24 protein-coding genes are annotated in these 23,401 nt (G+C 32.9%); 10 read left to right on the top strand and 14 right to left on the bottom strand.

Translation table 11 applies throughout. The features are described 5' to 3' along the window. Nucleotides 1-44 precede the first annotated feature (44 nt). Nucleotides 45-680 carry a hypothetical protein gene (locus BB050_RS21090; protein ID WP_008463101.1) on the top strand — a complete coding sequence of 212 codons (636 nt, stop codon included), beginning with the start codon at nucleotides 45-47 and terminating at the stop codon, nucleotides 678-680. Nucleotides 681-762: 82 nt separating this feature from the next. Further along, nucleotides 763-1,812 carry a Fic family protein gene (locus BB050_RS21095; protein ID WP_066035007.1) on the top strand — a complete coding sequence of 350 codons (1,050 nt, stop codon included), beginning with the start codon at nucleotides 763-765 and terminating at the stop codon, nucleotides 1,810-1,812. A gap of 27 nt (nucleotides 1,813-1,839) precedes the next feature. On the opposite strand, the gene BB050_RS21100 is transcribed toward BB050_RS21095, so the two are convergent. Next, nucleotides 1,840-2,481, bottom strand: coding sequence for a protein-L-isoaspartate(D-aspartate) O-methyltransferase (locus tag BB050_RS21100; RefSeq protein WP_008463097.1), 642 nt, complete (start codon nucleotides 2,479-2,481; stop codon nucleotides 1,840-1,842). A gap of 309 nt (nucleotides 2,482-2,790) precedes the next feature. Here BB050_RS21100 and BB050_RS21105 point away from each other — a divergent pair, with 309 nt between their 5' ends. The 8 genes from BB050_RS21105 (at nucleotide 2,791) to BB050_RS21140 (ending at nucleotide 10,009) form a co-directional block, all read left to right on the top strand. Further along, nucleotides 2,791-3,756 carry a Gfo/Idh/MocA family protein gene (locus BB050_RS21105; protein WP_008463096.1) on the top strand — a complete coding sequence of 322 codons (966 nt, stop codon included), beginning with the start codon at nucleotides 2,791-2,793 and terminating at the stop codon, nucleotides 3,754-3,756. 86 nt (nucleotides 3,757-3,842) lie between these two features. Continuing rightward, complete coding sequence (locus BB050_RS21110; protein ID WP_066035008.1) at nucleotides 3,843-4,730, top strand: 3-hydroxyacyl-CoA dehydrogenase family protein; 888 nt, start codon at nucleotides 3,843-3,845, stop codon at nucleotides 4,728-4,730. A gap of 11 nt (nucleotides 4,731-4,741) precedes the next feature. Then, a complete protein-coding gene (locus tag BB050_RS21115) occupies nucleotides 4,742-5,398 on the top strand; it encodes a YggS family pyridoxal phosphate-dependent enzyme (RefSeq protein ID WP_066035009.1) in 657 nt (218 codons plus the stop codon). 63 nt (nucleotides 5,399-5,461) lie between these two features. After that, nucleotides 5,462-5,809, top strand: coding sequence for a four helix bundle protein (locus tag BB050_RS21120; RefSeq protein ID WP_066035010.1), 348 nt, complete (start codon nucleotides 5,462-5,464; stop codon nucleotides 5,807-5,809). Between the two features lie 98 nt (nucleotides 5,810-5,907). After that, nucleotides 5,908-7,269 carry an exonuclease domain-containing protein gene (locus BB050_RS21125; protein ID WP_008463088.1) on the top strand — a complete coding sequence of 454 codons (1,362 nt, stop codon included), beginning with the start codon at nucleotides 5,908-5,910 and terminating at the stop codon, nucleotides 7,267-7,269. Between the two features lie 30 nt (nucleotides 7,270-7,299). After that, complete coding sequence (locus BB050_RS21130; protein ID WP_008463086.1) at nucleotides 7,300-8,139, top strand: ion transporter; 840 nt, start codon at nucleotides 7,300-7,302, stop codon at nucleotides 8,137-8,139. A 152-nt stretch (nucleotides 8,140-8,291) separates the two neighbouring features. Continuing rightward, entirely contained in the window at nucleotides 8,292-9,212 is a 921-nt protein-coding gene (gene miaA / locus BB050_RS21135) for a tRNA (adenosine(37)-N6)-dimethylallyltransferase MiaA (protein WP_066035011.1), read from the top strand. A gap of 50 nt (nucleotides 9,213-9,262) precedes the next feature. Further along, nucleotides 9,263-10,009: an acyl-[acyl-carrier-protein] thioesterase gene (locus tag BB050_RS21140; RefSeq protein WP_008463084.1), complete on the top strand. Its 747-nt coding sequence runs from the start codon at nucleotides 9,263-9,265 to the stop codon at nucleotides 10,007-10,009. Between the two features lie 192 nt (nucleotides 10,010-10,201). Here the strand turns inward: BB050_RS21140 and BB050_RS21145 are convergent, their stop codons facing one another. From BB050_RS21145 to BB050_RS21205, 13 genes are all read right to left on the bottom strand, one after another. Continuing rightward, nucleotides 10,202-10,744 (bottom strand): hypothetical protein, encoded by a 543-nt coding sequence (locus BB050_RS21145; protein ID WP_066035012.1) that lies wholly within the window; start codon nucleotides 10,742-10,744, stop codon nucleotides 10,202-10,204. Continuing rightward, on the bottom strand, nucleotides 10,731-11,420 hold the full coding sequence (prfH, locus tag BB050_RS21150) for a peptide chain release factor H (RefSeq protein WP_066035013.1): 690 nt from the start codon (nucleotides 11,418-11,420) through the stop codon (nucleotides 10,731-10,733). The genes BB050_RS21145 and prfH overlap by 14 nt, the downstream gene beginning before the upstream one ends. Before the next feature lie 13 nt (nucleotides 11,421-11,433). Continuing rightward, entirely contained in the window at nucleotides 11,434-12,825 is a 1,392-nt protein-coding gene (locus BB050_RS21155; RefSeq protein WP_066035014.1) for an RtcB family protein, read from the bottom strand. A 529-nt stretch (nucleotides 12,826-13,354) separates the two neighbouring features. After that, entirely contained in the window at nucleotides 13,355-14,071 is a 717-nt protein-coding gene (locus BB050_RS21160; RefSeq protein ID WP_008463080.1) for a response regulator transcription factor, read from the bottom strand. 3 nt (nucleotides 14,072-14,074) lie between these two features. After that, the gene (locus BB050_RS21165) at nucleotides 14,075-15,661 is read right to left on the bottom strand and encodes a sensor histidine kinase (RefSeq protein WP_008463079.1); all 1,587 of its coding nucleotides are present in this window, start codon (nucleotides 15,659-15,661) and stop codon (nucleotides 14,075-14,077) included. A 59-nt stretch (nucleotides 15,662-15,720) separates the two neighbouring features. Beyond that, nucleotides 15,721-16,317 (bottom strand): dephospho-CoA kinase, encoded by a 597-nt coding sequence (gene coaE / locus BB050_RS21170; protein ID WP_066035015.1) that lies wholly within the window; start codon nucleotides 16,315-16,317, stop codon nucleotides 15,721-15,723. Nucleotides 16,318-16,319: 2 nt separating this feature from the next. After that, complete coding sequence (locus tag BB050_RS21175; protein ID WP_066035016.1) at nucleotides 16,320-17,318, bottom strand: glycosyltransferase family 2 protein; 999 nt, start codon at nucleotides 17,316-17,318, stop codon at nucleotides 16,320-16,322. A 126-nt stretch (nucleotides 17,319-17,444) separates the two neighbouring features. After that, on the bottom strand, nucleotides 17,445-18,635 hold the full coding sequence (gene fabV, locus BB050_RS21180) for an enoyl-ACP reductase FabV (protein WP_066035017.1): 1,191 nt from the start codon (nucleotides 18,633-18,635) through the stop codon (nucleotides 17,445-17,447). Nucleotides 18,636-18,656: 21 nt separating this feature from the next. Beyond that, nucleotides 18,657-19,178 (bottom strand): tetratricopeptide repeat protein, encoded by a 522-nt coding sequence (locus BB050_RS21185; protein ID WP_008463071.1) that lies wholly within the window; start codon nucleotides 19,176-19,178, stop codon nucleotides 18,657-18,659. 9 nt (nucleotides 19,179-19,187) lie between these two features. Next, nucleotides 19,188-20,840: a DNA repair protein RecN gene (recN, locus tag BB050_RS21190; RefSeq protein WP_066035018.1), complete on the bottom strand. Its 1,653-nt coding sequence runs from the start codon at nucleotides 20,838-20,840 to the stop codon at nucleotides 19,188-19,190. Nucleotides 20,841-20,902: 62 nt separating this feature from the next. Next, nucleotides 20,903-21,787, bottom strand: coding sequence for a type IX secretion system protein PorD (gene porD, locus BB050_RS21195; RefSeq protein WP_008463067.1), 885 nt, complete (start codon nucleotides 21,785-21,787; stop codon nucleotides 20,903-20,905). Between the two features lie 63 nt (nucleotides 21,788-21,850). Continuing rightward, nucleotides 21,851-23,071, bottom strand: a complete 1,221-nt coding sequence (coaBC, locus tag BB050_RS21200) for a bifunctional phosphopantothenoylcysteine decarboxylase/phosphopantothenate--cysteine ligase CoaBC (RefSeq protein WP_066035019.1) — start codon at nucleotides 23,069-23,071, stop codon at nucleotides 21,851-21,853. Between the two features lie 7 nt (nucleotides 23,072-23,078). Next, nucleotides 23,079-23,396 carry a DNA-directed RNA polymerase subunit omega gene (locus tag BB050_RS21205; RefSeq protein WP_008463064.1) on the bottom strand — a complete coding sequence of 106 codons (318 nt, stop codon included), beginning with the start codon at nucleotides 23,394-23,396 and terminating at the stop codon, nucleotides 23,079-23,081. Between the last annotated feature and the right edge of the window lie 5 nt (nucleotides 23,397-23,401).

Genomic DNA, 23,401 nt, shown 5'->3' on the forward strand with positions numbered 1-23,401 from the left:
ATATTTTATTGTTATTTTTATTACAAATAATTTAACTGTAAAATATGAAAAAGTATTTAGTTTTATTTTTCGCTATTGTGTTTTCAAGTTGTGGCAGTAATACTTCAATTGTAAACAGCTGGAGAGATCCTGATGTAACTATAACTCAGGAACAATTTAAAAAAGTTTTGGTTGTAGCTTTAGTCAAAGACGAAGCTTCAAGAAGAATTACAGAAAACAGAATTGCAGCGGCCAATCCGATATTCAAAACTTCGTATCAATATTTAAACGCAACTTCTCAATTAACGCAAGAACAAAAGCTAAAGGTTTTGCAAGATGAAAACTTTGATGGAGTAATCAGTATGCGATTAGTTAGCAAAGAAAAAGAAGTTAATTATGTTCCAGGCACTTATACAGGAATGTATTACGGAGGTTTTGACGGAATGTACACCGGAATGTATGGATATGGTTTTGGAAACTGGTACGGAATGTATTCTCCTAACTTTTATGATCCAGGTTATTATCAGGAGACCACTTCTTATATGGTAGAAACCAATGTTTTTTCTTTAAAACAAAACAAATTAATCTGGACAGGAACTACAGAATCTCAATATGTTACAGATTTAGGCCAGACGGTTGATGCAATTATGCAAGCTGTAGTGAAAGAAATGAGAAAAGACGGCTCTCTGCCTCCAAAATAATTATAGAAAAAGCGGTGTATAAACATCGCTTTTCTTTTGATCTAAAATTGACTAAATTTGTCAAGACTAAAATTTTCATTAAATGAAATCTTTATTAAAAAACGCCAGAGAACAGAAAGGATTAAAAACGCGTGAATTGGCTCATCTTGCAGGAATTGATCAAGCGTTGATTAGTAAATTTGAATCAGGAACACGAAAACCAACCAAAGATCAAATTATTAAACTTTCTCAACTTTTAGAAATTGATTATGAAACTTTAATGATTGCTTGGCTTAAAGAAAAGATTCTTAAAGAAATTGGGGATGACGAACTTGCCTTAAAAGCATTAAAAGTTGCTGAAGACGAAATCAAATACAATAAAACGGTTTCAAATCTTAAATTATCTACTTCTTTAGAAAAAATCTTAAAAGAAATTGATGCCTTAAAAGAAAAACTAGGTTCTTACCGCCAGTATGACAGCTTTAAAATAAAACAAGCTTTAGAATTGGAATATACTTTTGAAAGCAATCGAATTGAAGGAAATACAATGACACTTCGTGAAACAGATATGGTCATCAATGAAGGTTTGACAATTTCTGGAAAAAGCATGCGGGAACATCTTGAAGCTATAAATCATCAGGAAGCAATTGGCTTTATTAAAGATTTAATGAATAAAAACAATTCTTTAAACGAACGTGATCTTTTATCTATTCATAATCTAATTTTACGCGGAATTATTCCGGAAGATGCAGGACGCTATAGAAAAGTTCAAGTTATGATTCAGGGAAGTAGTCACATGCCTCCACAACCTTTAATGATTCCACAGGAAATGGAAGAATATTTTGTTTGGTATGAAATCAATAAAAATAAATTACACCCCATTATTCTTGCTGCTGAAATGCATGAACGATTAGCTACAATTCATCCTTTTATTGATGGAAACGGAAGAACTTCAAGATTAATAATGAATTTAATTCTGATGCAAAAAGGTTATCCAATAGCCAATATTAAAGGAGATTATGAAACAAGAATGCAATATCACCAGTCTTTAGAAATTGCTCAAACCCAAAAAAACAAAGAAGATTTTTTTCTGTTTATAGCTCAAAAAGAAAAAGAATGTCTGGAAAGATATATTTCAATTCTTACACGATAAAAAAGCCCGTTCAAAACGGGCTTCTCATTAATTTTTATCTTCTAATAAAGGAACAAATCGAAACTCTCCAAATTCATGTTTTTCAAATTGCGTTTCGTTTTTCCTGATTAATAAAGTCATAATCTGAACATCTTCTCCTAACGGAATAACAAGTCTTCCTCCTATTTTTAATTGTGCCATTAATGGCTGCGGAATAAACGGTGCGCCTGCTGTAACTATAATACTGTCAAAAGGCGCAAAATTTGGCAATCCTTTATAACCATCACCAAAAGTAACGTGTTTTGGACGAATATTTAATTTAGGAAATAAATTAGACGTGGTTTTAAATAATTCGCTTTGTCTCTCAACAGTATATACTTTTGCGCCTAAAGCAAACAAAACAGCAGTCTGATAGCCAGAGCCTGTTCCTATTTCTAAAACTTTGTGGTCCTTTTTAACTTCGAGCAATTGTGACTGAAAAGCCACCGTATAAGGCTGAGAAATGGTCTGTCCCGCACCAATAGGAAAAGCTTTATCCTGATAAGCGAAATCTTCAAAACTGGAATTCAAAAAAAGGTGTCTCGGGATTTTTTTTATCGCATCTAGAACCGCTCTATCAGTAATTCCTTTTTGCTCTAAAGTGGTTACTAATTGATTACGAAGTCCTTGATGTTTGGCAGTGTCTTTCAAAATGGGTAGGTTTTATTTTCGCAAAAATAAGAAACAAAACAGGATTTCAAATATTGATTTTTAAATAATAAATTTTATAAAGTCGAAAGTCAAAAGTCGAAAGTAGAAAGCTCTCATTTATTATGCTGAACGAAGTTGGAGCTTTCACGTCCTAACTAAGCGCCCGCCGACTTCGCTCAGGGTGCTAAACGAAAAAAGCAGTTCCAACCATAACTCATAATTCATAACTCATAATTCATAACTCACAATTAGATAAATTCATTTTCACGTTAAGCAAATAAATTATATTTTTGTTTAAAATACATTCTCATGTTAAAAGTAGGAGTTTTAGGTGCTGGTCATCTTGGTAAAATACATTTACGCTTATTACAACAATCTGACAAATACGAATTAGTTGGATTTTACGACGAAAATCAAGAAAATGCCGAAAAAATCTCAAAAGAATTTGGCTATAAAAATTTCAGCACAATTGCCAAACTCATTCACGCTGTCGACGTGATTGATATTGTAACTCCAACACTTTCGCACTACAAATGTGCAAAAGTTGCCATAAAATCAGGAAAACATATCTTTATCGAAAAACCAATTGCCAATACCGTTGAAGAAGCTGAAGAAATTATTGCTTTGGCCAAAGAACATAACGTAAAAGGGCAAGTAGGTCACGTAGAGCGCTTTAATCCAGCTTTTATCGCTACTAAGGAAATGATCGAAAATCCGATGTTTATAGAAACGCATCGTTTAGCAGAGTTTAATCCTCGCGGTACAGATGTTCCTGTAGTTTTGGATTTAATGATTCATGATATCGACGCTATTTTAAGCGTTGTAAAATCTAAAGTAAAAAGCATCAATGCGAGCGGTGTTTCGGTTATCAGCGAAACTCCGGATATTGCCAACGCCAGAATTGAATTCGAAAATGGCTGTGTTGCTAACTTAACTGCCAGCAGAATTTCAATGAAAAACATGCGTAAGTCACGTTTCTTTCAAAAAGATGCCTACATTTCTGTTGACTTTTTAGAGAAAAAATGTGAAGTGGTTCGTATGAAAGATGCACCAGAAGTTCCTGGAGATTTTGATATGATTCTTCAAAATGCTGAAGGCGTAAAAAAACAAATCTATTTCACAAATCCTGATGTAGAGCAAAACAACGCCATCTTAGATGAGTTAAATTCATTTGCAGATGCTATCAATAACGACACAACTCCAGTTGTAACACTTGAGCAGGCAACTGATGCATTACGCGTGGCTTATCAAATTATTGATTGTTTCAAAAAATAATAAAATTTCAAAAAATAAATTAGCCACGAATTCACGAATTATTTGGTGAATTCGTGGCTAAATCATAAAAAAATATCTAGCATAAAATGAAAACAATAGCTGTAATTGGAGCAGGAACAATGGGTAACGGAATTGCTCATACTTTTGCACAAAGCGGATTTACCGTAAAATTAATCGATGTTTCTGAAAAATCATTAGATAAAGGAATGGCAACTATTGCTGCCAACTTAGACCGTATGCTGTCTAAAGGAACAATCACTCAGGAAGATGTTGCTAAAACTATAACTAATATTATTACTTATACAGATTTAAAAGACGGAGTTGTTGGCGTTGATTTAGTAGTTGAGGCTGCAACTGAAAACGTTGAATTAAAACTGAACATCTTCAAACAATTAAATGAATATTGCTCGCATAATACAATTTTAGCAACTAATACATCTTCAATCTCAATTACACAAATTGGAGCTGTTGTAGCACATCCAGAACGCGTAATCGGAATGCATTTTATGAATCCGGTACCGATTATGAAATTAGTTGAAATCATTCGCGGATACAATACAAGCGATGAAGTAACTAAAATCATCATGGATTTATCTGAAAAATTAGGAAAAGTTCCTGTAGAAGTAAATGATTATCCAGGTTTTGTGGCAAACAGAATTTTAATGCCAATGCTAAATGAGGCAATTGAAACGTTATATAATGGTGTTGCTGGAGTTTATGAAATCGATACGGTAATGAAATTAGGAATGGGGCACCCGATGGGACCATTGCAATTAGCTGATTTTATTGGACTTGACGTTTGTTTAGCAATCTTAAATGTAATGTATGACGGATTCAAAAATCCTAAATATGCTCCTTGCCCACTTTTAGTAAATATGGTGAGAGCTGGAAAATTGGGAGTGAAATCTGGCGAAGGTTTTTACGATTATAGCGAAAGCAAAAAAGCAGAGAAAATCTCTAAGCAGTTTTTATAAAAAGAAATACCATGTCGATTCAATCGAATTTAAATACAATTAAAGCAACTTTACCTGAACATGTAACTCTAGTTGCCGTTTCAAAAACTAAACCTGTTTCAGACTTGATGCAGGCTTATGAAGCTGGGCAACGCATCTTTGGAGAAAACAAAATTCAGGAAATGACTGAAAAATGGGAACAAATGCCAAAAGATATCCAATGGCATATGATTGGTCACGTTCAGTCCAATAAAGTCAAATTTATGGCGCCTTATGTGACTTTAATTCATGGCGTTGACAGTTTGAAATTATTGCAAGAAATCAATAAACAAGCTTTAAAAAACAACAGAACAATAGATTGCCTTCTTCAAATTTATATTGCCGAAGAAGAATCTAAATTTGGTTTGGACGAAAATGAACTAAATGAACTTTTAACTTCTGCGGAGTTTAAAGAGTTAAAAAATATTCGTATCTTAGGTTTAATGGGAATGGCCACTTTTACCGAAGACCAAAACCAAATTAAAAAAGAATTTACCCATTTAAAATCTATTTTTGATTCAATCCAAAAATCACAAGACATTAAAGATTTTACAATTATTTCAATGGGAATGTCTGGAGATTATCAATTGGCAATAGAATGCGGAAGTACAATGGTTCGCATTGGAAGCAGCATTTTTGGCGGTCGTTAATTTTTTCAATATCAATTACAATTGCAAAAATCAATGTCAATTTAAAAAATGGGGAAAAATTAAATGGAAAAAATATTCAATTTTGAAGATCGATTAGTGCGATTTGCTGGAGAATGTATTTTTTTCACTCGACAATTAGAAAGGTTATTTGAAAATGAATATTACAAAAATCAATTAATTCGTTCATCTGGAAGTGCCTCTTTAAATTTTGGAGAAGCACAAGGAACGATAAGTGATAAAGATTTTGTCTTCAAAGTTTCATTAGTCGTGAAGGAGTTAAAAGAATCTAGAAACTCATTAAAAATTCTAGATTATATTAAAGAAGGCGATGACAGTAAAAGAAATAAACTTCTAATCGAAGTGGAGCAATTAATCGCAATTTCATCAAAAATGATAATAAATAAAAGATAACTTTTCAATGACAATTACAATAACAATTGCAAATTTCAATTTTCACTATTGATTTTTGAAATTGACATTGATTTTTGAAATTGACATTGACGTTGAATATGTACGCAATACTTGACATAGAAACCACTGGGGGACAGTTTAATGAAGAGGGAATTACCGAAATCGCTATCTACAAATTTGATGGGCATGAAGTAGTTGATCAATTCATTAGCCTTGTCAATCCTGAAATTCCGATTCAGCCTTTCGTAGTAAAACTGACTGGAATTAACAATGCGATGTTGCGTTCTGCTCCAAAATTCTACGAAGTTGCGAAACGAATTATAGAAATCACTCAAGATTGTGTTATTGTAGCACATAATGCTTCTTTCGATTATAGAATCCTTCGCACAGAATTCCGTCGTTTAGGCTACGATTTTGAAGCCAAAACACTTTGTACAGTAGAATTAGCCAAAAAACTAATTCCAGAACAGCCTTCATATAGTTTAGGAAAACTAGTTCGTTCACTCGGAATTCCTATGGCCGACAGACATCGCGCGAGTGGAGACGCTATGGCTACGACTAAGCTTTTCAAAATGCTTTTGGAAAAAGATGTTGAGAAAACCATCGTAAAAGACTTTATAAAACTCGAAGTAGAAAAAGGTATTTCTCCGAAATTCTTGGATATTTTAAATCAAATGCCAGCTAAAACAGGCGTTTATTATATCTACAAAGAAGATGGGACTTTAATTTACATTGGAAAAAGCCAAAATATCAAAAAAAGAGTCAATCAGCATTTTACAGGAATTACAACCAAAAGCAAACGAATTCAGGCAGAAGTTTTCACCATTACTTACGATGAAACCGGAAGCGAATTAATTGCACTTTTAAAAGAAAGTCAAGAAGTTAAAGTAAATCGTCCGCGATACAATCGTTCGCAGAAAAAAACTGTATTTCCCGTCGCTTTATATTCAGAAATAGATTCAAACGGTTACATCAATTTAATACTTGAAAAAGCAGACGGACGTAAAAAAGAAATTACTTCTTATACTTCTTTACAGGAAGGCAAAAATGCGCTTTTTAAAATTACGGCAAAATATCATTTGTGCCAAAAATTAACAGGTTTATACCAAACCAAAAAAGAATGTTTTCAATATAAAATCAAAGAATGTGACGGCGCATGCATTGGTGAAGTCACTTCCGAAATTTATAATTTACGAGTACAGCAATTTATCTCAGAAAACAGTTTCGAAAACAAAAGCATGGTATTGATAGACAGGGGAAGAAATGTAAACGAACGAAGCGCAATCCTGATCGAAAACGGAATTTACAAAGGTTATGCCTATTATGATCTAAATTATCAAATCACGAATATCGATATCTTAAAAAATATTCTGGTTCCGATGCAGCACAATCGCGACGTAAAGAACATCATTCAGAGTTATATCCGCAAAAGCAAATCATTAAAAATACTTCATTTTTAACAAAACGAAACTTTCATTATCTTTAAGGATATGAAAAACAAAAAATCACAATACGAAATCTTTAGAGAAAAAGTCAAAATCGTCCTATATGGCACCAACACTATTCTAGGACGAATGTTCGATTTAGTGTTGCTGGGTTTAATCTTATTGAGCGTTCTTCTTATAATGTTGGATACTGTTGAAGGCGTAAGCTCAAAATATCATGAACAATTATTGATCTGCGAATGGGTAATTACAGTATTTTTCAGCATTGAATATATACTAAGAATTATCTCCATTCAAAAACCAGTCAAATACATTTTTAGCTTTTACGGAATTATCGATTTACTTGCCGTTTTGCCCATGTATTTGTCCATCTTTTTCCCTGGCGCAAGCATTTTATCGATCGTAAGGGCCTTACGTTTCCTTCGATTATTCAAAATTTTGCATATTCCGCAAATCAACCATCAATCACTGCAATTAAAAGAAGCCATAGAAGCCAGTAAAGAAAAAATTCTGGTTTTTATTTATTTTGTTCTCGTAAGTACCGTAATCATCGGCACCATTATGTACCTAGTCGAAGGCAAAGAATCAGGATTTACCAGCATTCCAATGGCAATTTACTGGACAATTGTAACCTTAACAACAGTAGGCTACGGAGACATTTCGCCACAAACTCCACTAGGACAGTTTATTGCGGCACTTGTAATGATTTTAGGTTATGGCATCATAGCTGTTCCAACTGGAATCGTAACTGCCGAATTTGCCAAAAGCAGTCTAAAAAACAATTCAGTAAGCGGTAAAAAAACATGCAAGAAATGCCAGTCCCAAGTCCATTTTGACAACGCTAAATATTGTTATGAATGCGGAACCGAACTGCCAAATAATTAATTTTAGAAGCTAATCCAGCTGTACATTCCAACTCCTCCTTATATTTGTAATTTTTTAAGGCATAAAAGGAGCTTCCGCTGGTCGCTCTTTTATACCAAAAAAATACAACAAATATAAGTCCGGGGTTTCCATTTCCATCTGGGCTAAAAAATATGAAATACCTAATTACCATTGTCGGACCAACAGCCATAGGCAAAACAGCCTTAAGCATTGCTTTGGCACAACATTTTAAATGCGAAATCGTTTCTTGTGACAGCCGTCAGTTTTTCAAGGAAATGACAATAGGAACCGCAGTTCCAAGCCAAGAAGAATTGAATTCGGCCAAACATCATTTTATTCAAAACAAATCTATTTTTGAAAATTACACAGTTGGCGATTACGAAAAAGAAGCTTTAGCCAAAATCGAAGAATTATTTCAAACCAATGATTTCGTAATTCTCATTGGCGGTTCAGGATTATATGTTGATGCCATTTTAAAAGGTTTCGACGAATTTCCCGAAATTGATCCAAAAGTTCGTGCTGAAGTAAATTCAAACTATGAAAAACTTGGAATTGAATATCTTCAAGAACAACTGAAAAATTTAGATCCAGAATATTATCAAAAAATAACAGCCGAAAATCCACAAACTTTACAAAACCCGCAACGAATGATGCGTTTTGTAGAAGTTTGTATCGGAGCTCAAAAACCATATTCTTCCTTTTTAAATCAAAAGAAAAACAATAGAGACTTCACTCCTATTTTAATTGGCTTAGACGCCGACAGAGAAATCATTTACAGCAGAATCAACCAGCGTGTTGACATCATGATGAACGAAGGACTGCTAAAAGAAGCCGAAACACTTTATCCTAATAAAGCGTTAAATGCACTTCAAACGGTCGGTTATAGAGAATTATTTAGTTATTTTGAAGGAGAATTCACTTTGCCTTTTGCAATAGAAGAAATCAAAAAGAACACCAGAAGATTTTCTAAAAGGCAATTAACGTGGTTCAAACGAAACGAAAACACCAAATGGTTTGATTACGCAACAAATAGAAAAGAAATCATACATTACATAAAAAATCTTACAAAGTAAGAAAGTCTTTTATCTATCCTCTTTACTCTATTTCCTAAAAAAAATAAAAAATGCCAATATCTCCCAATTTTACATCAGTTTTAAGCAAGGACTGGGAAATCAATTTCACGCAATGTACGCCAAACGGCTACTTAAAATATACAGATTTGTGTAATCTTTTACAATTAACCGCTGCAGCACATTCTGAAGTTGGCGGAATCAGTTTTTCTGATATGCAGGAATTTGATCAAGCTTGGGTTTTAAGCCGCATGCGTGTTGAAATTACAGCATTACCAAAATGGCAAGATGTTGTAACCGTAAAAACATGGATTAACAGTTTAGAAAATTCACGTTCTGTCCGTGCCTTGGAAATGTATGTAAACGGAAAAAAAATCGTAGGAAGTGAAACCTATTGGGCCGTTTTCAATACCAAAGCACGTCGTCCAGAAGCTTTAGCATTGCCTTTTGAACATTTCGAATTATTTCCAGAAAAAAGAGCAACAGAAGAAGGTTTTTCAAAAATTAATATCAACCACGAAAAAGAAGCCGTTTTCGAAAAGACAGTCTATTTATCAGATTTAGATATTGTAAATCACGTAAATAACGTAAAATACTTGGAATGGTGCCTTGATCATGTTGATCCAAAACGGATCATGAAACAAGAAGTTAAAAGCTTTGAAATGAATTTTATGAAAGAGCTTTCCCTCAATGATAATGTTGTAATTCACGAAAGTGAAGATGATGATCATACAACCGCAACTTTCAGCATTACAAAAGGTGAAAAAACGTGTTTTGCTTTGGAATTGCATTGGAAATAACTTTTCTTTAATCTCACAATACTATCCACAATATTGTCATTTCGACGAAGGAGAAATCTCCACAAGTAAATCCACAACGAAAATCAAATCTTTGTCGAGCTTCTCGCGAAGATTTCTCCTTCGTCGAAATGACAAACTTGATGCATATAAAAAAAACGATGCAAAATTTGCATCGTTTTTTTTTATTCAAAATCATTTCGATCTCTTTTTAGAGCCTTTCTTAGATTTCTTATCTTTCTTCTCTTTTTTCTTTTTCAGCAAATCAATTTTATTTTCAATCCTCTTTTCAACATCTATAATATCAGACTCATAATTAAATTGCAACAAATGAAGTTTCGCATTTTTTATTTCTTCTAATGCTTTTTTAAACTCATTTTGCGCTTCTAAAAGAATGGCTTTCTTGACATAAATTTCTGATTTGTTTATTCCTTTAACAGTCAGAGCAAAATCAATTAATTTTTGTGCTTCTTCGTAATCTTCATTTAAAATCAACGTTTTCAGATAATACGGATATACTTCAAGAGCATGAATGTTAATCGCTAAAGCTTGCTGAAAATAAGATTTCGCTTCTTCATAATTCATTAACTGCTCCGCCTGAATTCTTCCGTACAAACACAAAACCATTGTATTTTTGTCATCATAAGAAAAAGCATAATCTAAAGACTCAATTGTTCCTTCCAACCAAAACGGATAATTATCCAAGGCTTGAAAAAGGTATTTATCAGTTGTTTTCATTTCGTAAATCGTTTTTTAATTTCTGACGAGTTCCTTTGTAGCTTTTCTCCACTTTGTTCTTTTTAAAATCACTTCCTGTAAAAACTCTCACAGGATTTCCACGCTCCACATGGAGCTGATTTTCCCATTGTTTTCCAACATGATTTTTAAGTTGAACTAGTTTCTCGTCTTCTAGTTTTTTAATTAATCTTTCTGTTGCCAGTTTTTTGTTTTGGTGCTGCGAACGGCTGTCCATTGCTACAACAGCAATTCCAGTCGGAATATGAGTTGCGCGAATTGCCGAACTCACTTTATTCACATGCTGACCTCCCGCTCCAGAACTTCTCATGGCTTGATATTGAATATCATTTTCTGAAACTATAGCATTCTTCTGTGGTTCAATTTCAAAAATTCCAATAAACCAGTTTTTTCTTTTATGCATTTTCCTAAACTGACTCTGACCAATCCACTGAATTGTTCCAATCCAAGATTTCACAAACTCATCGGCATTTTTTCCTTTTACAGAAATTGAGGCAGTTTCAATAGTTCCATTTTCTTCTCCTTTCTCTCTCTGAAGTAAAACCACATCTAAATTCTGATCCTGCGCTTCTTCCAAAACTTTTTTAAGCACTTGGGCAACTACCCAAGTGCATTCTGCAGGTCCGCGACCCGCCGTTATCTGAATAATTCTTTCCATTTTAAATTTCTCCTTAACGATCCATTCTAACAATTTTCGGCGTAAAAGTCCCCAAAACTTCAACTAGATCAGTTTGATTCGTCATTACTTTCGTGATGTCTTTGTATGCCATTGGAGCTTCGTCAATATTCCCACCGATTAAAGTCACTTCGTGTTTCTTCAACTCTTTATTGATCTGACTTTGTGTAAAAGTGCTTTTACATTTTGCTCTCGAAAACAAACGTCCTGCACCATGAGAAGCCGAGTTCAGACTCTCTGCATTTCCTTTTCCTTTTACAATAAAACCTGGGGCAGTCATCGACCCTGGAATAATTCCCAATTGACCTTCACCAGCAGGAGTTGCTCCTTTTCTATGCACAATACATTCTTGACCATTCACGATTTCTTTCCAGGCAAAATTGTGATGGTTTTCAATTGTTACAACTACTCTTTTTCCAATTGCTTTTGCAATTCGTCTGTGAATATCATCATGACAGGCTTTTGCATATTCTCCAGCCAAATTCATCGCCAGCCAATATTCCTGACCATCGTGCGTATTCAGATCCAGCCAAGCCAAATGCTGTACGTTTTTTGGCAACGGACATTGTTTTGTTGCTAAATACGTATAATGTTTCGCAATATTAGCGCCTAATCCGCGAGAACCGCTGTGTGAAAGAACAGCAAAATATTCCCCTTTTTCCAATTTCCATTCATTTTCAGGATTTTCAATTTTGGCGATTCCAAATTCTACAAAATGGTTTCCTCCTCCTGATGTTCCTAATTGTTTATAGGCTTTTGGAAGAAGATTCTTCAATAATGGAATATCTTGAAATCCACTATTGTAAAACACCTCATGATCTACACGAGAAGCGTGCGTTTCATACATTCCAAACTTTGTATTGTCTTTTAAAATGGCTTCCAATTGATGTTCTTTTCCTTTAAAATGAGAACCGGGCAAATCAAAAATCGAAAGGCTCATTCGACAGCCAATGTCAACTCCAACTCCGTATGGAATCACGGCATTATCAGTCGCTAATACGCCACCAATTGGCAATCCGTAACCCGAATGCGCATCTGGCATTAATGCTCCTGCAACAGAAATTGGCAGTTTCAATGAATCGTACAATTGAAATTTTGACTGTTCATCAATTTCATTTTCACCAAAAATTTTAAAAGGAGCTCTGGTGTTTTTAAGCTGATGCATCCTTACTTGGACAGGTTTAATTAGCCCTTCAGCTACTTTTCCCCAAGTTCCGTTCCCTTCGTACTTTTCAGGATTTAGCAAAACATCTTTTGCTTCTGTTAGAATAGATTCTTTTTTTTCTCTTTTTCTATATCTGTTTATCTGCCCTAAGGCGATGTTTATTGAATTGTTTTTTGGAAAACCCAATTTAATCAGGTCTTTTCCAGATAATTTATTTCCCATAAATTGTTTAATTATGTTATTGTGCAGAATAAATCAGATTGAAGTCTGAAAGAAATCAAAATGAAAATAAACATGCGGAATCATTTATCTTTTGGATAAATACTAAATGTTTTTTCGGGAAAATTTTGAAGTGTCTAGAATAAAAAAAAGCCCGAAACTTATTATCTTCGGGCTTTTTTATATATCTAAAAATGTATTTTTCTAAGATTGAAATAAGCCACGAAGAATCGCTGCACCAAATTCGTTTGGTGTGAAGCTTTGTGATGTCGATGTAAGTACAAACATTTTTTCTTCGTTTTAAAGGGTTATTATTTTTTTCGTGTGCAAATATTCAGAATTGTTTTTTGAATTTCCAAATTTATTTTAAAGAAAATTCTTTAAATAATTTTAAAATCAGAAATAACAGAACAAGCAAAACTAGTATATAACTTTAACAATCAAATAATTAGACTGATAAAAACATTTCATTTTGAAGCAATAAAAAAGCTCTGATTTCTCAGAGCTTATATTTTATATAAATGAACTTTAATTATTCAGAAACTTTGCTTTTTACTACTAATCTGAAACCTTCTCCGTGAATGTTTAAGATTTCAACATCTTCATCCGCTTTTAAGTATTTTCTCAATTTAGCGATGTAAACGTCCATACTTCTTGAAGTAAAGTAGTTATCATCTCTCCAGATTTTAGTTAAAGCTAATTCTCTTGGCATTAAGTCATTTTCATGAAGAATTAACATTTTAAGCAATTCGTTTTCTTTTGGAGATAATTTAATCGGTTCCTCATCTTGGAAAGTAAGGAATCTCAATTTTGAATTTAAATGGAATTTACCAATATTAAATTCAAATTGTACCTGCTCTGCTTTTGTATCAGCTGATTTTCTTTGAATGATTGCTTTAATTTTCATTAAAAGAACTTCAGAATCAAAAGGTTTATTTAAATAGTCGTCAGCCCCAGCTTTGTATCCTTTTAAGACATCCTCTTTCATAGATTTTGCTGTCAAGAATATAATTGGCACCTCACTGTTCTTTTCTCTAATTTCTTTGGCTAAAGTGTAACCATCTTTATAAGGCATCATTACATCAAGAATACATAAATCATATACATCCTTCTTGAATTTCTCGAAACCTTCCATACCGTTTTTAGCTAAAGTAACTTCAAAGTCATTTAACATTAGATAATCTTTAAGAACCGCCCCAAAATTTAGGTCATCTTCTACTAAAAGTATTCTTTTGTTAGTATTTTCCATATTTTAATTTATTAATGGTATTTTTATTATAAAGGTGCTACCTTTTCCTTTTTCGCTTTCTACATATACTTGACCATTGTGATCCTCCACTATTCTTTTTACATATGCCAATCCTAAACCATGACCTTTTACATTATGAAGGTCACCGGTATGCTCTCTATAAAACTTCTCAAAAACTCGTTTCTGAGCTATCTTACTCATTCCCAAACCATGATCTTTTACTTTTATCAGAATCATGTCCTTCACATTTTCTGTAAAAATTTCAATCTTAGGCGCATCTGGAGAATATTTGATTGCATTTTCTAAAATATTAACCAATACGTTTGTAAAATGAACTTCATTTATCAAAACTGTTGTTCTGGCTGCATTATAATGCTTTTCTACAGTTCCTTGTCTGTCTTCTAAAATTAAATTAACATGCTCGATTGCATCGTCAATAATATCTGTAACTACAGTAGGCTCTTTTGTAATGTCAAGCTCCCTTTTTTCTAGTTTAGAAATACGCAATACATTTTCGACTTGAGCGTGCATTCTTTTATTTTCGTCTCGAATCATTTGAAGATATCGATAAACCTTTTCTTTATCTTCAATAACCTTAGGACTTCTTATCGCATCTAGTGCTAAATTTATTGTAGCGATCGGAGTTTTAAACTCATGCGTCATGTTGTTAATAAAATCTGTTTTAATTTCAGAAATATGTTTCTGACGCAATAGCTGATTTAATGCACTCGTGTAGGCCACAATTATGATTAAAGTAAAAACTATCGATAAAATAGTAATACTTAACAACTCGGATAATAAGAACTTCTTTTTATGAGGAAACGTAACCGAAAGTTCATATCTGCTATTTCCTTCATTATCTGTATAAATTGGAATATTGTATGTAGCTTCTTTATCATAATGAAATCCGTCAGATTTTATCTTTGTTGGATTACCACTACTGTATATTCCGAATTCAAACTTGGTTTTTACACCATATTCTTCAAGCTCTTTCTTCAATAATTTAAAAAGCTTATCTTTTGTGATTCTCCCTTCAATTGGAGTCAAAGAAGCAATATCTTTATATTGAATCTGTTGCTGAACTTTATTTAATATGTCTAAGCTTCCTGATTTTTCAATTTTCAGATCAGGAATAATACTTTGTCCTAAACTATTATTATCAATTCCGTTATTGTTATTATAAACTTCAGTTACTCTTTTTGAACTAAAATTTTTAAATCGTTCACTGCTGAATTTTTTGTTAAATACCGAACCATTGATATCATAATCCTCAGATGTCAAGGTATTAGAATAAACAATTGTTTTATTTGTTTTTGTGTTTCTCTGTACATAAAGTACTTCTAGTAAATCTTCTTTTTTTGGAATTTTACCCGTACTGTCTTTAATACGGTTGTATTTGTCGTAGAAACTGTACTCTTCTTGTTGTTCCAGCTTATCTGCAACATTTCCAATTACTTGAGTAACGTGGTATTTAAATTGCTCTTCATTATTTTTGAACGAAGAATTGAACCAAAATACTTGAACCAGAATTATCCCTATCAAGGACAGACTCATCAATAAAACAAGTATTCTAAAAAATAATTTATTCATCGAAACAAAATTAATATTTTAACAATATACTAAATAATACATTAACCAAATATTAACATTTAAGACTGTTTTTGTTTTATATTTAAAATTTTAAGAATTTTAACAACTTCTTCTTTAGCATTTTTAAGATTATTGTTATTAATCACGAAATTGCTCTTAGAAATTCGTTTTTCATCATTCCACTGCATTTTCATTCTACTCACAACTTGTTCACGGGTAGTCTTATCTCGTTTTATAACTCGTTCAATTCTCACTTCTTCTGGAGCTGTAACGGTTATAATTACGTCGCATTCTTTATATCGGCCACTTTCAAATAAAATTGCGGCTTCATAAATCACATAATCATAATTTTTATATTTTTCTAGCCAAGCTTCAAAATCAAGTTTCACTGCTGGATGCACAATGACATTCAATTTTGCCAATTGTTCCTTATCATTAAAAACTATCTGTGCTAATTTGGCACGATTCAAAATATCACCATCAAAAATATTGCCACCAAAAGCAGATTTTACTTCATCGAGAATATTTTTTGACTGCATTACTCTTTTAGCACCGTCATCGGCGATATAAACAGGAACGCCCATTTCTTCAAAATAGTTTGCAACAGTTGTTTTACCGCTGCCAATTCCTCCTGTAAGACCAATAACTTTTGTCATTCTTATAATTTAAAAAACATACGCGGAAAAGCTTCTTGTGGCTTTTTCTTTAACAAAATAACTTTCACATATGATTTCAAAAATCCTGTTCCGTAACCATAAAACTGTTTCCAAACAGCTATTACAGACAAGTATCCAATTTTGATGCTTTTGTTTTGCACACTGGCTGTAAGAAAAATTATAACGAAATATACGAAATATAATTGTAATAAAATATCGATATTAAAAATTAACAATAAAAAAGCTAATAATAATCCGAGTATAAAAAATGTTGGAAAGAAAAAAGTAAGCTTATTGTGTTCTGGATACCAACTATTTAAAATTGGCCTTGCAATACCAAACTTATTTACTTGAATAGAGAACTTCTCCCAATCAATTCTTCTTTTATGATACACATAAGCTTCTTTAAAAAGTCTTGTCTCGAAACCTAAATTCCATAAACGAATTGATAAATCTGGATCTTCTCCAGGATGTATGTTTCCAAAACCTTTCGAAGCCTCAAAAGCTTTTTTAGAAATACCCATATTAAAACTGCGTGGCTGAAATTTATTGATTTTCTCAGAACCGCCTCTAATTCCACCTGTTGTCAAAAAAGAAGTCATAGCAAAATTGATTGCTTTTTGAATGTCTGAAAAACTGTCTAGTGCTTTATCTGGTCCGCCAAAACAGTCCACATAATTTGCATCTAATTCTTTGCGAACTTCTGTCAAATATTGCGAGGGAATGATACAATCTGAATCAAAAATGATGAAATAATCTCCTCTAGCTCTCTGCATTCCAAAATTTCTAGAATCTCCAGGACCTGAGTTTTCTTTAAAATAATATGAAATATTTAATTTTCCTTGATAATTCATCACCACATCACGACATGGAATTGAAGATCCATCTTCGACAAGAACAATTTCAAAAGCTTCATTATAATCAGATTTTGAGAGACTTTCCAAAAGCTCATCAACTTCATCTGGACGATTATACACGGGTATAATTAAAGAAAAAATCATAGCAGGATGCGCGTTATTAAAGGGTATATTTTTAGTGTTGTAAAATTTTAACAAAGATATGGTATATTCATAAAAAAACCATCAACTTTTGGCTGATGGTTTTTCGTTTTACTAAGTAAATTGGTATTATTTGATGCTTTCTATCTCAACAACTTCGTTAGTATCTGCGTTATAATCAACACCAGGAACTTCAAATCCGAATAAGTTTAAGAAATCATTTCTGTATCCTGCTAAATCACCAATTTCTGGCAATGTTTCAGTTGTTGCTTCTAACCAAAGTTTAGCCACTTTTTCCTGAACATCTTCACGCATTTCCCAATCATCAATTCTGATTCTTCCTTTTTCATCAACAGGAACTTCAGAACCAGTGTATAATCTATCTTGGAATAAACGCTGAATTTGCTCGATACAACCTTCGTGAATTCCTTCTTCTTTCATGATTTTATATAAAAGAGAAATATATAACGGAATTACTGGAATTGCAGAACTTGCTTGTGTAACCAAAGCTTTGTTTACAGAAACATACGCTTTTCCTCCAATAGATTTTAAAGAATCACCGATAGTAAATGCAGTAGCCTCTAAATGATCTTTAGCACGCCCGATTGTGCCTTTACGGTAAACTGCTTCAGTCAATGCTGGACCAATATAAGAATAAGCAACTGTTGTAGCTCCTTCAGCTAATAAATTTTCAGCTTTTAAAGCTTCAATCCACATTGCCCAGTCTTCTCCACCCATAACAGCAACTGTATTTTCAATATCTTCCTCATTTGCAGGAGCAATAGAAACATCTGAAACTTTTCCTGTGTGGAAATCAACTGTTTTATTTGTAAACGTCTGTCCAATTGGTTTTAAAACTGAACGGTGCGTAACGCCTGTATTTGGATTTGTACGCACTGGAGAAGCTAAACTATAAATCACAAGATCTACCTGACCTAAATCTGCTTTAATTAAATCGAGAGTTTCTCTCTTAATTTCGTTTGAGAAGGCATCTCCATTAATACTTTTTGCATATAAACCTGCTTTATGAGCCTCTTTTTCAAATGCTGCAGAATTATACCATCCTGGAGAAGCAGTTTTTCCTTCAACTGGCGGTTTTTCGAAAAACACTCCAATTGTTGATGCACCAGAACCAAAAGCACTAGTAATTCTTGAAGCTAATCCGAAACCTGTAGAAGCACCAATTACTAAAACTTTTTTAGCTCCAGCAATTTCTCCTTTAGATTTTACGTATTCAATTTGATTTTTTACATTTTGTTCAGCTCCAGTTGGGTGGGCAGTCAAACAAATAAATCCTCTCATTCTAGGTTCTATAATCATCTTGCAATTATTTTTTTTGTATTATTTCAATTTCAGTTTTAATTTTTCAAAAATAGACATTTTATCTTTAACCCTTTTCATATTGGCCTTCATATTGTCAATAAAATTTGGGTTTAATGCGTTTTTCACAGCTTCTTTATAATACCCATAAGCCACAATATATTGGTTTTCGTATTCCGCCATTCTTCCTAATTCACTGTTATAAGAAGAGTTATCAGCATTTTCTAATGTAGCCAATGTAAAATTAATATGCTCTTTTGCCTCGGCATAACGGCCAATATCAATCAGCAAATACGTATAATTTAAGTATGGAGCAGGATATTTAGGATCAAATTTCATAGCCAATTTATAGTGATAGATTCCTCTCTCGTAATCACTTAGCTTGTTATAATAAATCCATCCCAGATGATTATGGGCTTTGCCAAAATCAGGATATTGCGATAAAATTTCTTCCAACAGTTCTTTTGCATCTGCCGAATTTCCTTCAGAAATTAACGAATCTGCTTTTATAAACTGATTTTCGTAAAAACTCAAACTTTCCATTTCTCTGTTTTAATTCAATAATTCCTTTGCGTGATTTAAAGCCGAGTCGGAAATATTAGCTCCTGACAACATCTGAGCAATCTCTATAATTCGATCTTCTTGAGCTAAAAGCTTTAACTCAGACTGTGTATCATCGCCAATAGTCGATTTAGAAACCTTGAAGTGAGAATCTCCTTTTGCTGCAATTTGAGGCAAATGAGTAATAGCAAATATCTGCATCGTTGTACTCATTTCTTTCATAATCTCTCCCATTCTAATTGCAATTTCTCCAGAAACTCCCGTGTCAATTTCGTCAAAAATTAAGGTCGGCAATTTTGAATATTTAGCCAAAATTGCTTTCACAGCCAGCATTATACGAGACATCTCCCCTCCTGAAGCTACTTTTTTCAGCAAACCAAAATCAGTTCCTTTATTGGCAGAGAATAAAAATTGCAATTCGTCTTTTCCATTTTGGAAATAAGTTTCAGAAGGTTGCAATTCCATATTAAAACGAGCATTCGGCATTCCTAATGTTTCTAAAATAGCAACCAATTGTGCTGATAGATTCGGAATTGCATTTACTCTATTTTCATGTATTTTCGATCCATAATTATCTAATTCAACTGCTTTCTCTTCGATAATTTTAGACAAAGAAGCAATCTCTTCATCCATATTATCCAATTCCAATAAAGAATTACCCAAATCTGATTGGATTTGAAGAAGATCATCTACAGAACTCACCTGATGTTTTTTCTGCAAATTATAAATCAGCTGTAATTTTTGATTTATCAATTCTAACTGTGCAGGATCATTTAATAATTTCTCTGAACAGTTTTCCAATTCTTTAGAAATATCATCAAACTCAATAGTCAAACTTGTAATTCTTTCGAATAGATTTTGATATTCTGGCGAAAAAGGAGCCACTTTTTGCAATGCATTTTTGATTTCATTCAAATTATGAAAAACACCAAATTGTTCTTCATTAGCAATGGCTAAAGATTTATCAAGAGATTCTTTAATGATCTCAACATTATTCAGTTTTTCGTAGTCAGCCTCTAATTCTTCTTGTTCTCCAGATTTTAACTGTGCTGCAACCAATTCATTTAATAAAAATGTATGGTATTCTTGCTCCTTGCTTGCATCACTTTGTTTTTTAAGCAATGCGTTTAACTTAGATTTATCTGATTTATAAGATTTCAGCAGTTTTTGATATTCAGCGATTACATCTGAATTATTCGCAATAGCATCTATAATCTTAAACTGAACGCTCTCATCAGAAAGTTCCTGAGTTTGCTGTTGCGAATGAATATCAATTAAATAGAAACTTAAATCTTGCAATTCCTGAAGATTTACAGGACTATCATTTATAAAGGCACGAGATTTACCAGAAGGAAGAATTTCTCTTCTTATGATTGTCTCATCTTCATAATCTAAATCATTAGCCTCAAAAAAATCTTTTAAATTGTATTTTCCGATTTCAAACTGTGCTTCAATAACACATTTTTCTTCTTTATTTTTTAATGAAGTAAGATCTGCTCTTTTTCCCAAAACAAGACCGATAGCTCCCAAAATAATCGACTTTCCTGCACCTGTCTCACCTGTTATTATAGAAAAACCTTTAGAAAAATCTATGGCTAGCTTTTCAATAAGAGCATAATTTTTAATTGACAGTGATGTAATCATAGGGCGATTTGGTAAAAATAAAAGTTATAATGATAAATAAAAGATTGTAAAAAGAAACGAGATTAGTATTTAATCTGTGACCATTTGGTAGAGTTTAACGGCGAAACTTTATTCAAAACATCCGTTAAATCTGTAATTGGAATACTTGGTCCACCAGAAAAAATAGAAACAATTTCATCTGATTTTGCGTCAAAGAAAACTCGAGTTATAAAAGCATTTGGTTTTACTGAATTTAGTTTTCCTATTAACAGCAAAGCATTTTTTATTTTTTCTTTTGCAGCTTTTTGATCCAATGTCATTGCATCCAATCCTGTATGATAAGCATAAGTTGTTTGGCGTAGATCGCTATAAGTTGGCGCGATCATATCATTAATCAAATAATAACGATTTTGTAGTCCGTCAGATTGATTCCACCCTTTAAATCCGCCTTGTTGCGCCACATTGGCAATATTTTGCGCAGTTTGAAGATATGGATTTCCTGCACCCATTTGAAAAGTGTCAGCATCCATACCTAAAATCATATAACAATAAAAAGAGATTACAGAAACCAAATTTGAATCGTAAGTATTTGGATTAAACAGCAATGGCTCGTATTCTGTATATCTAAAGTTAAAATCTTTATCGTTATAATTTAAAACAGGAGAAGAATAAGTAGAATTAAAAATCAATCTTGAAGATTGAACCTGAATGGTTCCTGTAAACTGATCTGAACTATTTGATGACAAAGTAATATACATAGAACAGTTTATTCTCTCGTTTTGTTTTAAAACTGATCCCGTCCAATCTGTTTTATTTACAAATTCAGATAAAGCAGTCTGAAGTGTTTTAAAGACCTGATTATTTGGATTTGTCAGACGTTCTGTATTGATAGTTACTGTACAATTTAGCTGTTGAGCTTGTACAAAACCAAAGCTTAAAAACACTAATAGCGTAACTAATTTATTCATAATCGTCTAAATATTTAATTTACAAACATAAATTGCTTCCAAATTATGTTTCCGGCGTATATTTTAAATTGATGATTTTGAAAAATGCTGAATAACCTTATTCAAAATATCAGCCGCTACAGATTCTTTTGATTTCAATTCCATTGGTTCAATTTCAAAATTCTTATCAATAAACGTTACTTTATTGGTATCTTTCTTAAAACCGGCACCTTTATCTTGTAAGGAATTTAGAACAATCAAATCTAAGTTTTTTTTCTGAATTTTCAACTTAGCATTTTCAATTTCATTTTCGGTTTCTAAAGCAAATCCGATTAAAAACTGATTTTTTTTGATGGCACCCAAAGAAGACAGTATGTCTTTTGTTTTTTCCAGCTCTATTGAAAATTCTTCTGTGGTTTTCTTAATTTTCTGATCTGCAACAAATTTAGGTCTGTAGTCTGCAACAGCTGCGGCTGCAATTGCCGCATCAACTTCATTAAAATGCAAATGACAAGCATCATACATTTCTTGAGCTGAAACAACATCAACCACTTTTATTAGACTATTTTTAGCTTTTAAATGAGTCGGACCTGCAATCAAAAATACTTCTGCTCCTAAGCTCGCCGCTTCATTGGCAATATCAAATCCCATTTTACCAGAAGAATGATTTCCAATAAAACGCACAGGATCTATCGCTTCGTATGTTGGACCAGCTGTAACTAGTATTTTTTTTCCTTTTAGCGGCAACTTGCTCTCTAAATCAGCTTCTAAAAAAGCAACAATATTCTCAGGTTCAGCCATTCGGCCTTCACCAGACAAACCGCTAGCCAATTCTCCGCTTTCAGCAGGAATCATAATGTTTCCATACTGTTTTAATGCAGTAAAGCTCGATAAAGTTGAAGGATGCTTGTACATATCCAAATCCATTGCAGGTGCAAAATAAACTGGACATTTTGCCGATAAATAGGTAGCAATTAAAAGATTATCGCAATTTCCCGTCGCCATTTTAGACAAAGTATTTGCAGTAGCAGGCGCAACCAGCATAAAATCTGCCCAAAGAGCCAATTCTACATGATTGTTCCAAACTTCGTCTTCATCATCTTGATTAAAGAAACTTGAATGTACTGGATTTTTTGATAAAGTAGATAATGTAAGTGGGGTTACAAAATCCTTAGAAGCAGGTGTCATGATCACTTGGACATGTGCACCTGCTTTTATAAAAAGTCGTACTAAAGTGGCTGTTTTATAGGCTGCAATTCCACCGGAAACACCCAGCAAAATCTTTTTCCCGTTTAAAACTGACATTGTACTATTATTTGTTTGAACTTCTGTGGTAAGTTTTACCGTCTAACCATTCTTGAACAGCTAAAGCGTGTGGTTTTGGTAATTTTTCGTAAAATTTAGAAACTTCAATTTGTTCTTTATTTTCAAAAACTTCTTCTAGACTATCATTATAAGTAGCAAACTCTTCTAATTTTTCAGTCAATTCTTTTTTAATCTCTGAATTAATTTGATTTGCTCTTTTAGCCATAATGGTAATTGCCTCATACACATTTCCTGTTGGCTCTTCAATAACTGTTTTGTTGTAAGTTATTGTGTTTACAGGAGCATTCGTCTTTTTTAAATCCATGACTT

The organism is Flavobacterium anhuiense, from assembly GCF_001705175.1.
Lineage (GTDB): Bacteria > Bacteroidota > Bacteroidia > Flavobacteriales > Flavobacteriaceae > Flavobacterium > Flavobacterium anhuiense.

Coding starts and splice junctions, on each gene's coding strand:
- BB050_RS21090 (WP_008463101.1), top strand. CDS start 45: ATGAAAAAGTATTTAGTTTTATTTTTCGCTATTGTGTTTTCAAGTTGT.
- BB050_RS21095 (WP_066035007.1), top strand. CDS start 763: ATGAAATCTTTATTAAAAAACGCCAGAGAACAGAAAGGATTAAAAACG.
- BB050_RS21105 (WP_008463096.1), top strand. CDS start 2,791: ATGTTAAAAGTAGGAGTTTTAGGTGCTGGTCATCTTGGTAAAATACAT.
- BB050_RS21110 (WP_066035008.1), top strand. CDS start 3,843: ATGAAAACAATAGCTGTAATTGGAGCAGGAACAATGGGTAACGGAATT.
- BB050_RS21115 (WP_066035009.1), top strand. CDS start 4,742: ATGTCGATTCAATCGAATTTAAATACAATTAAAGCAACTTTACCTGAA.
- BB050_RS21120 (WP_066035010.1), top strand. CDS start 5,462: ATGGAAAAAATATTCAATTTTGAAGATCGATTAGTGCGATTTGCTGGA.
- BB050_RS21125 (WP_008463088.1), top strand. CDS start 5,908: ATGTACGCAATACTTGACATAGAAACCACTGGGGGACAGTTTAATGAA.
- BB050_RS21130 (WP_008463086.1), top strand. CDS start 7,300: ATGAAAAACAAAAAATCACAATACGAAATCTTTAGAGAAAAAGTCAAA.
- miaA (WP_066035011.1), top strand. CDS start 8,292: ATGAAATACCTAATTACCATTGTCGGACCAACAGCCATAGGCAAAACA.
- BB050_RS21140 (WP_008463084.1), top strand. CDS start 9,263: ATGCCAATATCTCCCAATTTTACATCAGTTTTAAGCAAGGACTGGGAA.
- BB050_RS21145 (WP_066035012.1), bottom strand. CDS start 10,744: ATGAAAACAACTGATAAATACCTTTTTCAAGCCTTGGATAATTATCCG.
- prfH (WP_066035013.1), bottom strand. CDS start 11,420: ATGGAAAGAATTATTCAGATAACGGCGGGTCGCGGACCTGCAGAATGC.
- BB050_RS21155 (WP_066035014.1), bottom strand. CDS start 12,825: ATGGGAAATAAATTATCTGGAAAAGACCTGATTAAATTGGGTTTTCCA.
- BB050_RS21160 (WP_008463080.1), bottom strand. CDS start 14,071: ATGGAAAATACTAACAAAAGAATACTTTTAGTAGAAGATGACCTAAAT.
- BB050_RS21165 (WP_008463079.1), bottom strand. CDS start 15,661: ATGAATAAATTATTTTTTAGAATACTTGTTTTATTGATGAGTCTGTCC.
- coaE (WP_066035015.1), bottom strand. CDS start 16,317: ATGACAAAAGTTATTGGTCTTACAGGAGGAATTGGCAGCGGTAAAACA.
- BB050_RS21175 (WP_066035016.1), bottom strand. CDS start 17,318: ATGATTTTTTCTTTAATTATACCCGTGTATAATCGTCCAGATGAAGTT.
- fabV (WP_066035017.1), bottom strand. CDS start 18,635: ATGATTATAGAACCTAGAATGAGAGGATTTATTTGTTTGACTGCCCAC.
- BB050_RS21185 (WP_008463071.1), bottom strand. CDS start 19,178: ATGGAAAGTTTGAGTTTTTACGAAAATCAGTTTATAAAAGCAGATTCG.
- recN (WP_066035018.1), bottom strand. CDS start 20,840: ATGATTACATCACTGTCAATTAAAAATTATGCTCTTATTGAAAAGCTA.
- porD (WP_008463067.1), bottom strand. CDS start 21,787: ATGAATAAATTAGTTACGCTATTAGTGTTTTTAAGCTTTGGTTTTGTA.
- coaBC (WP_066035019.1), bottom strand. CDS start 23,071: ATGTCAGTTTTAAACGGGAAAAAGATTTTGCTGGGTGTTTCCGGTGGA.
- BB050_RS21205 (WP_008463064.1), bottom strand. CDS start 23,396: ATGGATTTAAAAAAGACGAATGCTCCTGTAAACACAATAACTTACAAC.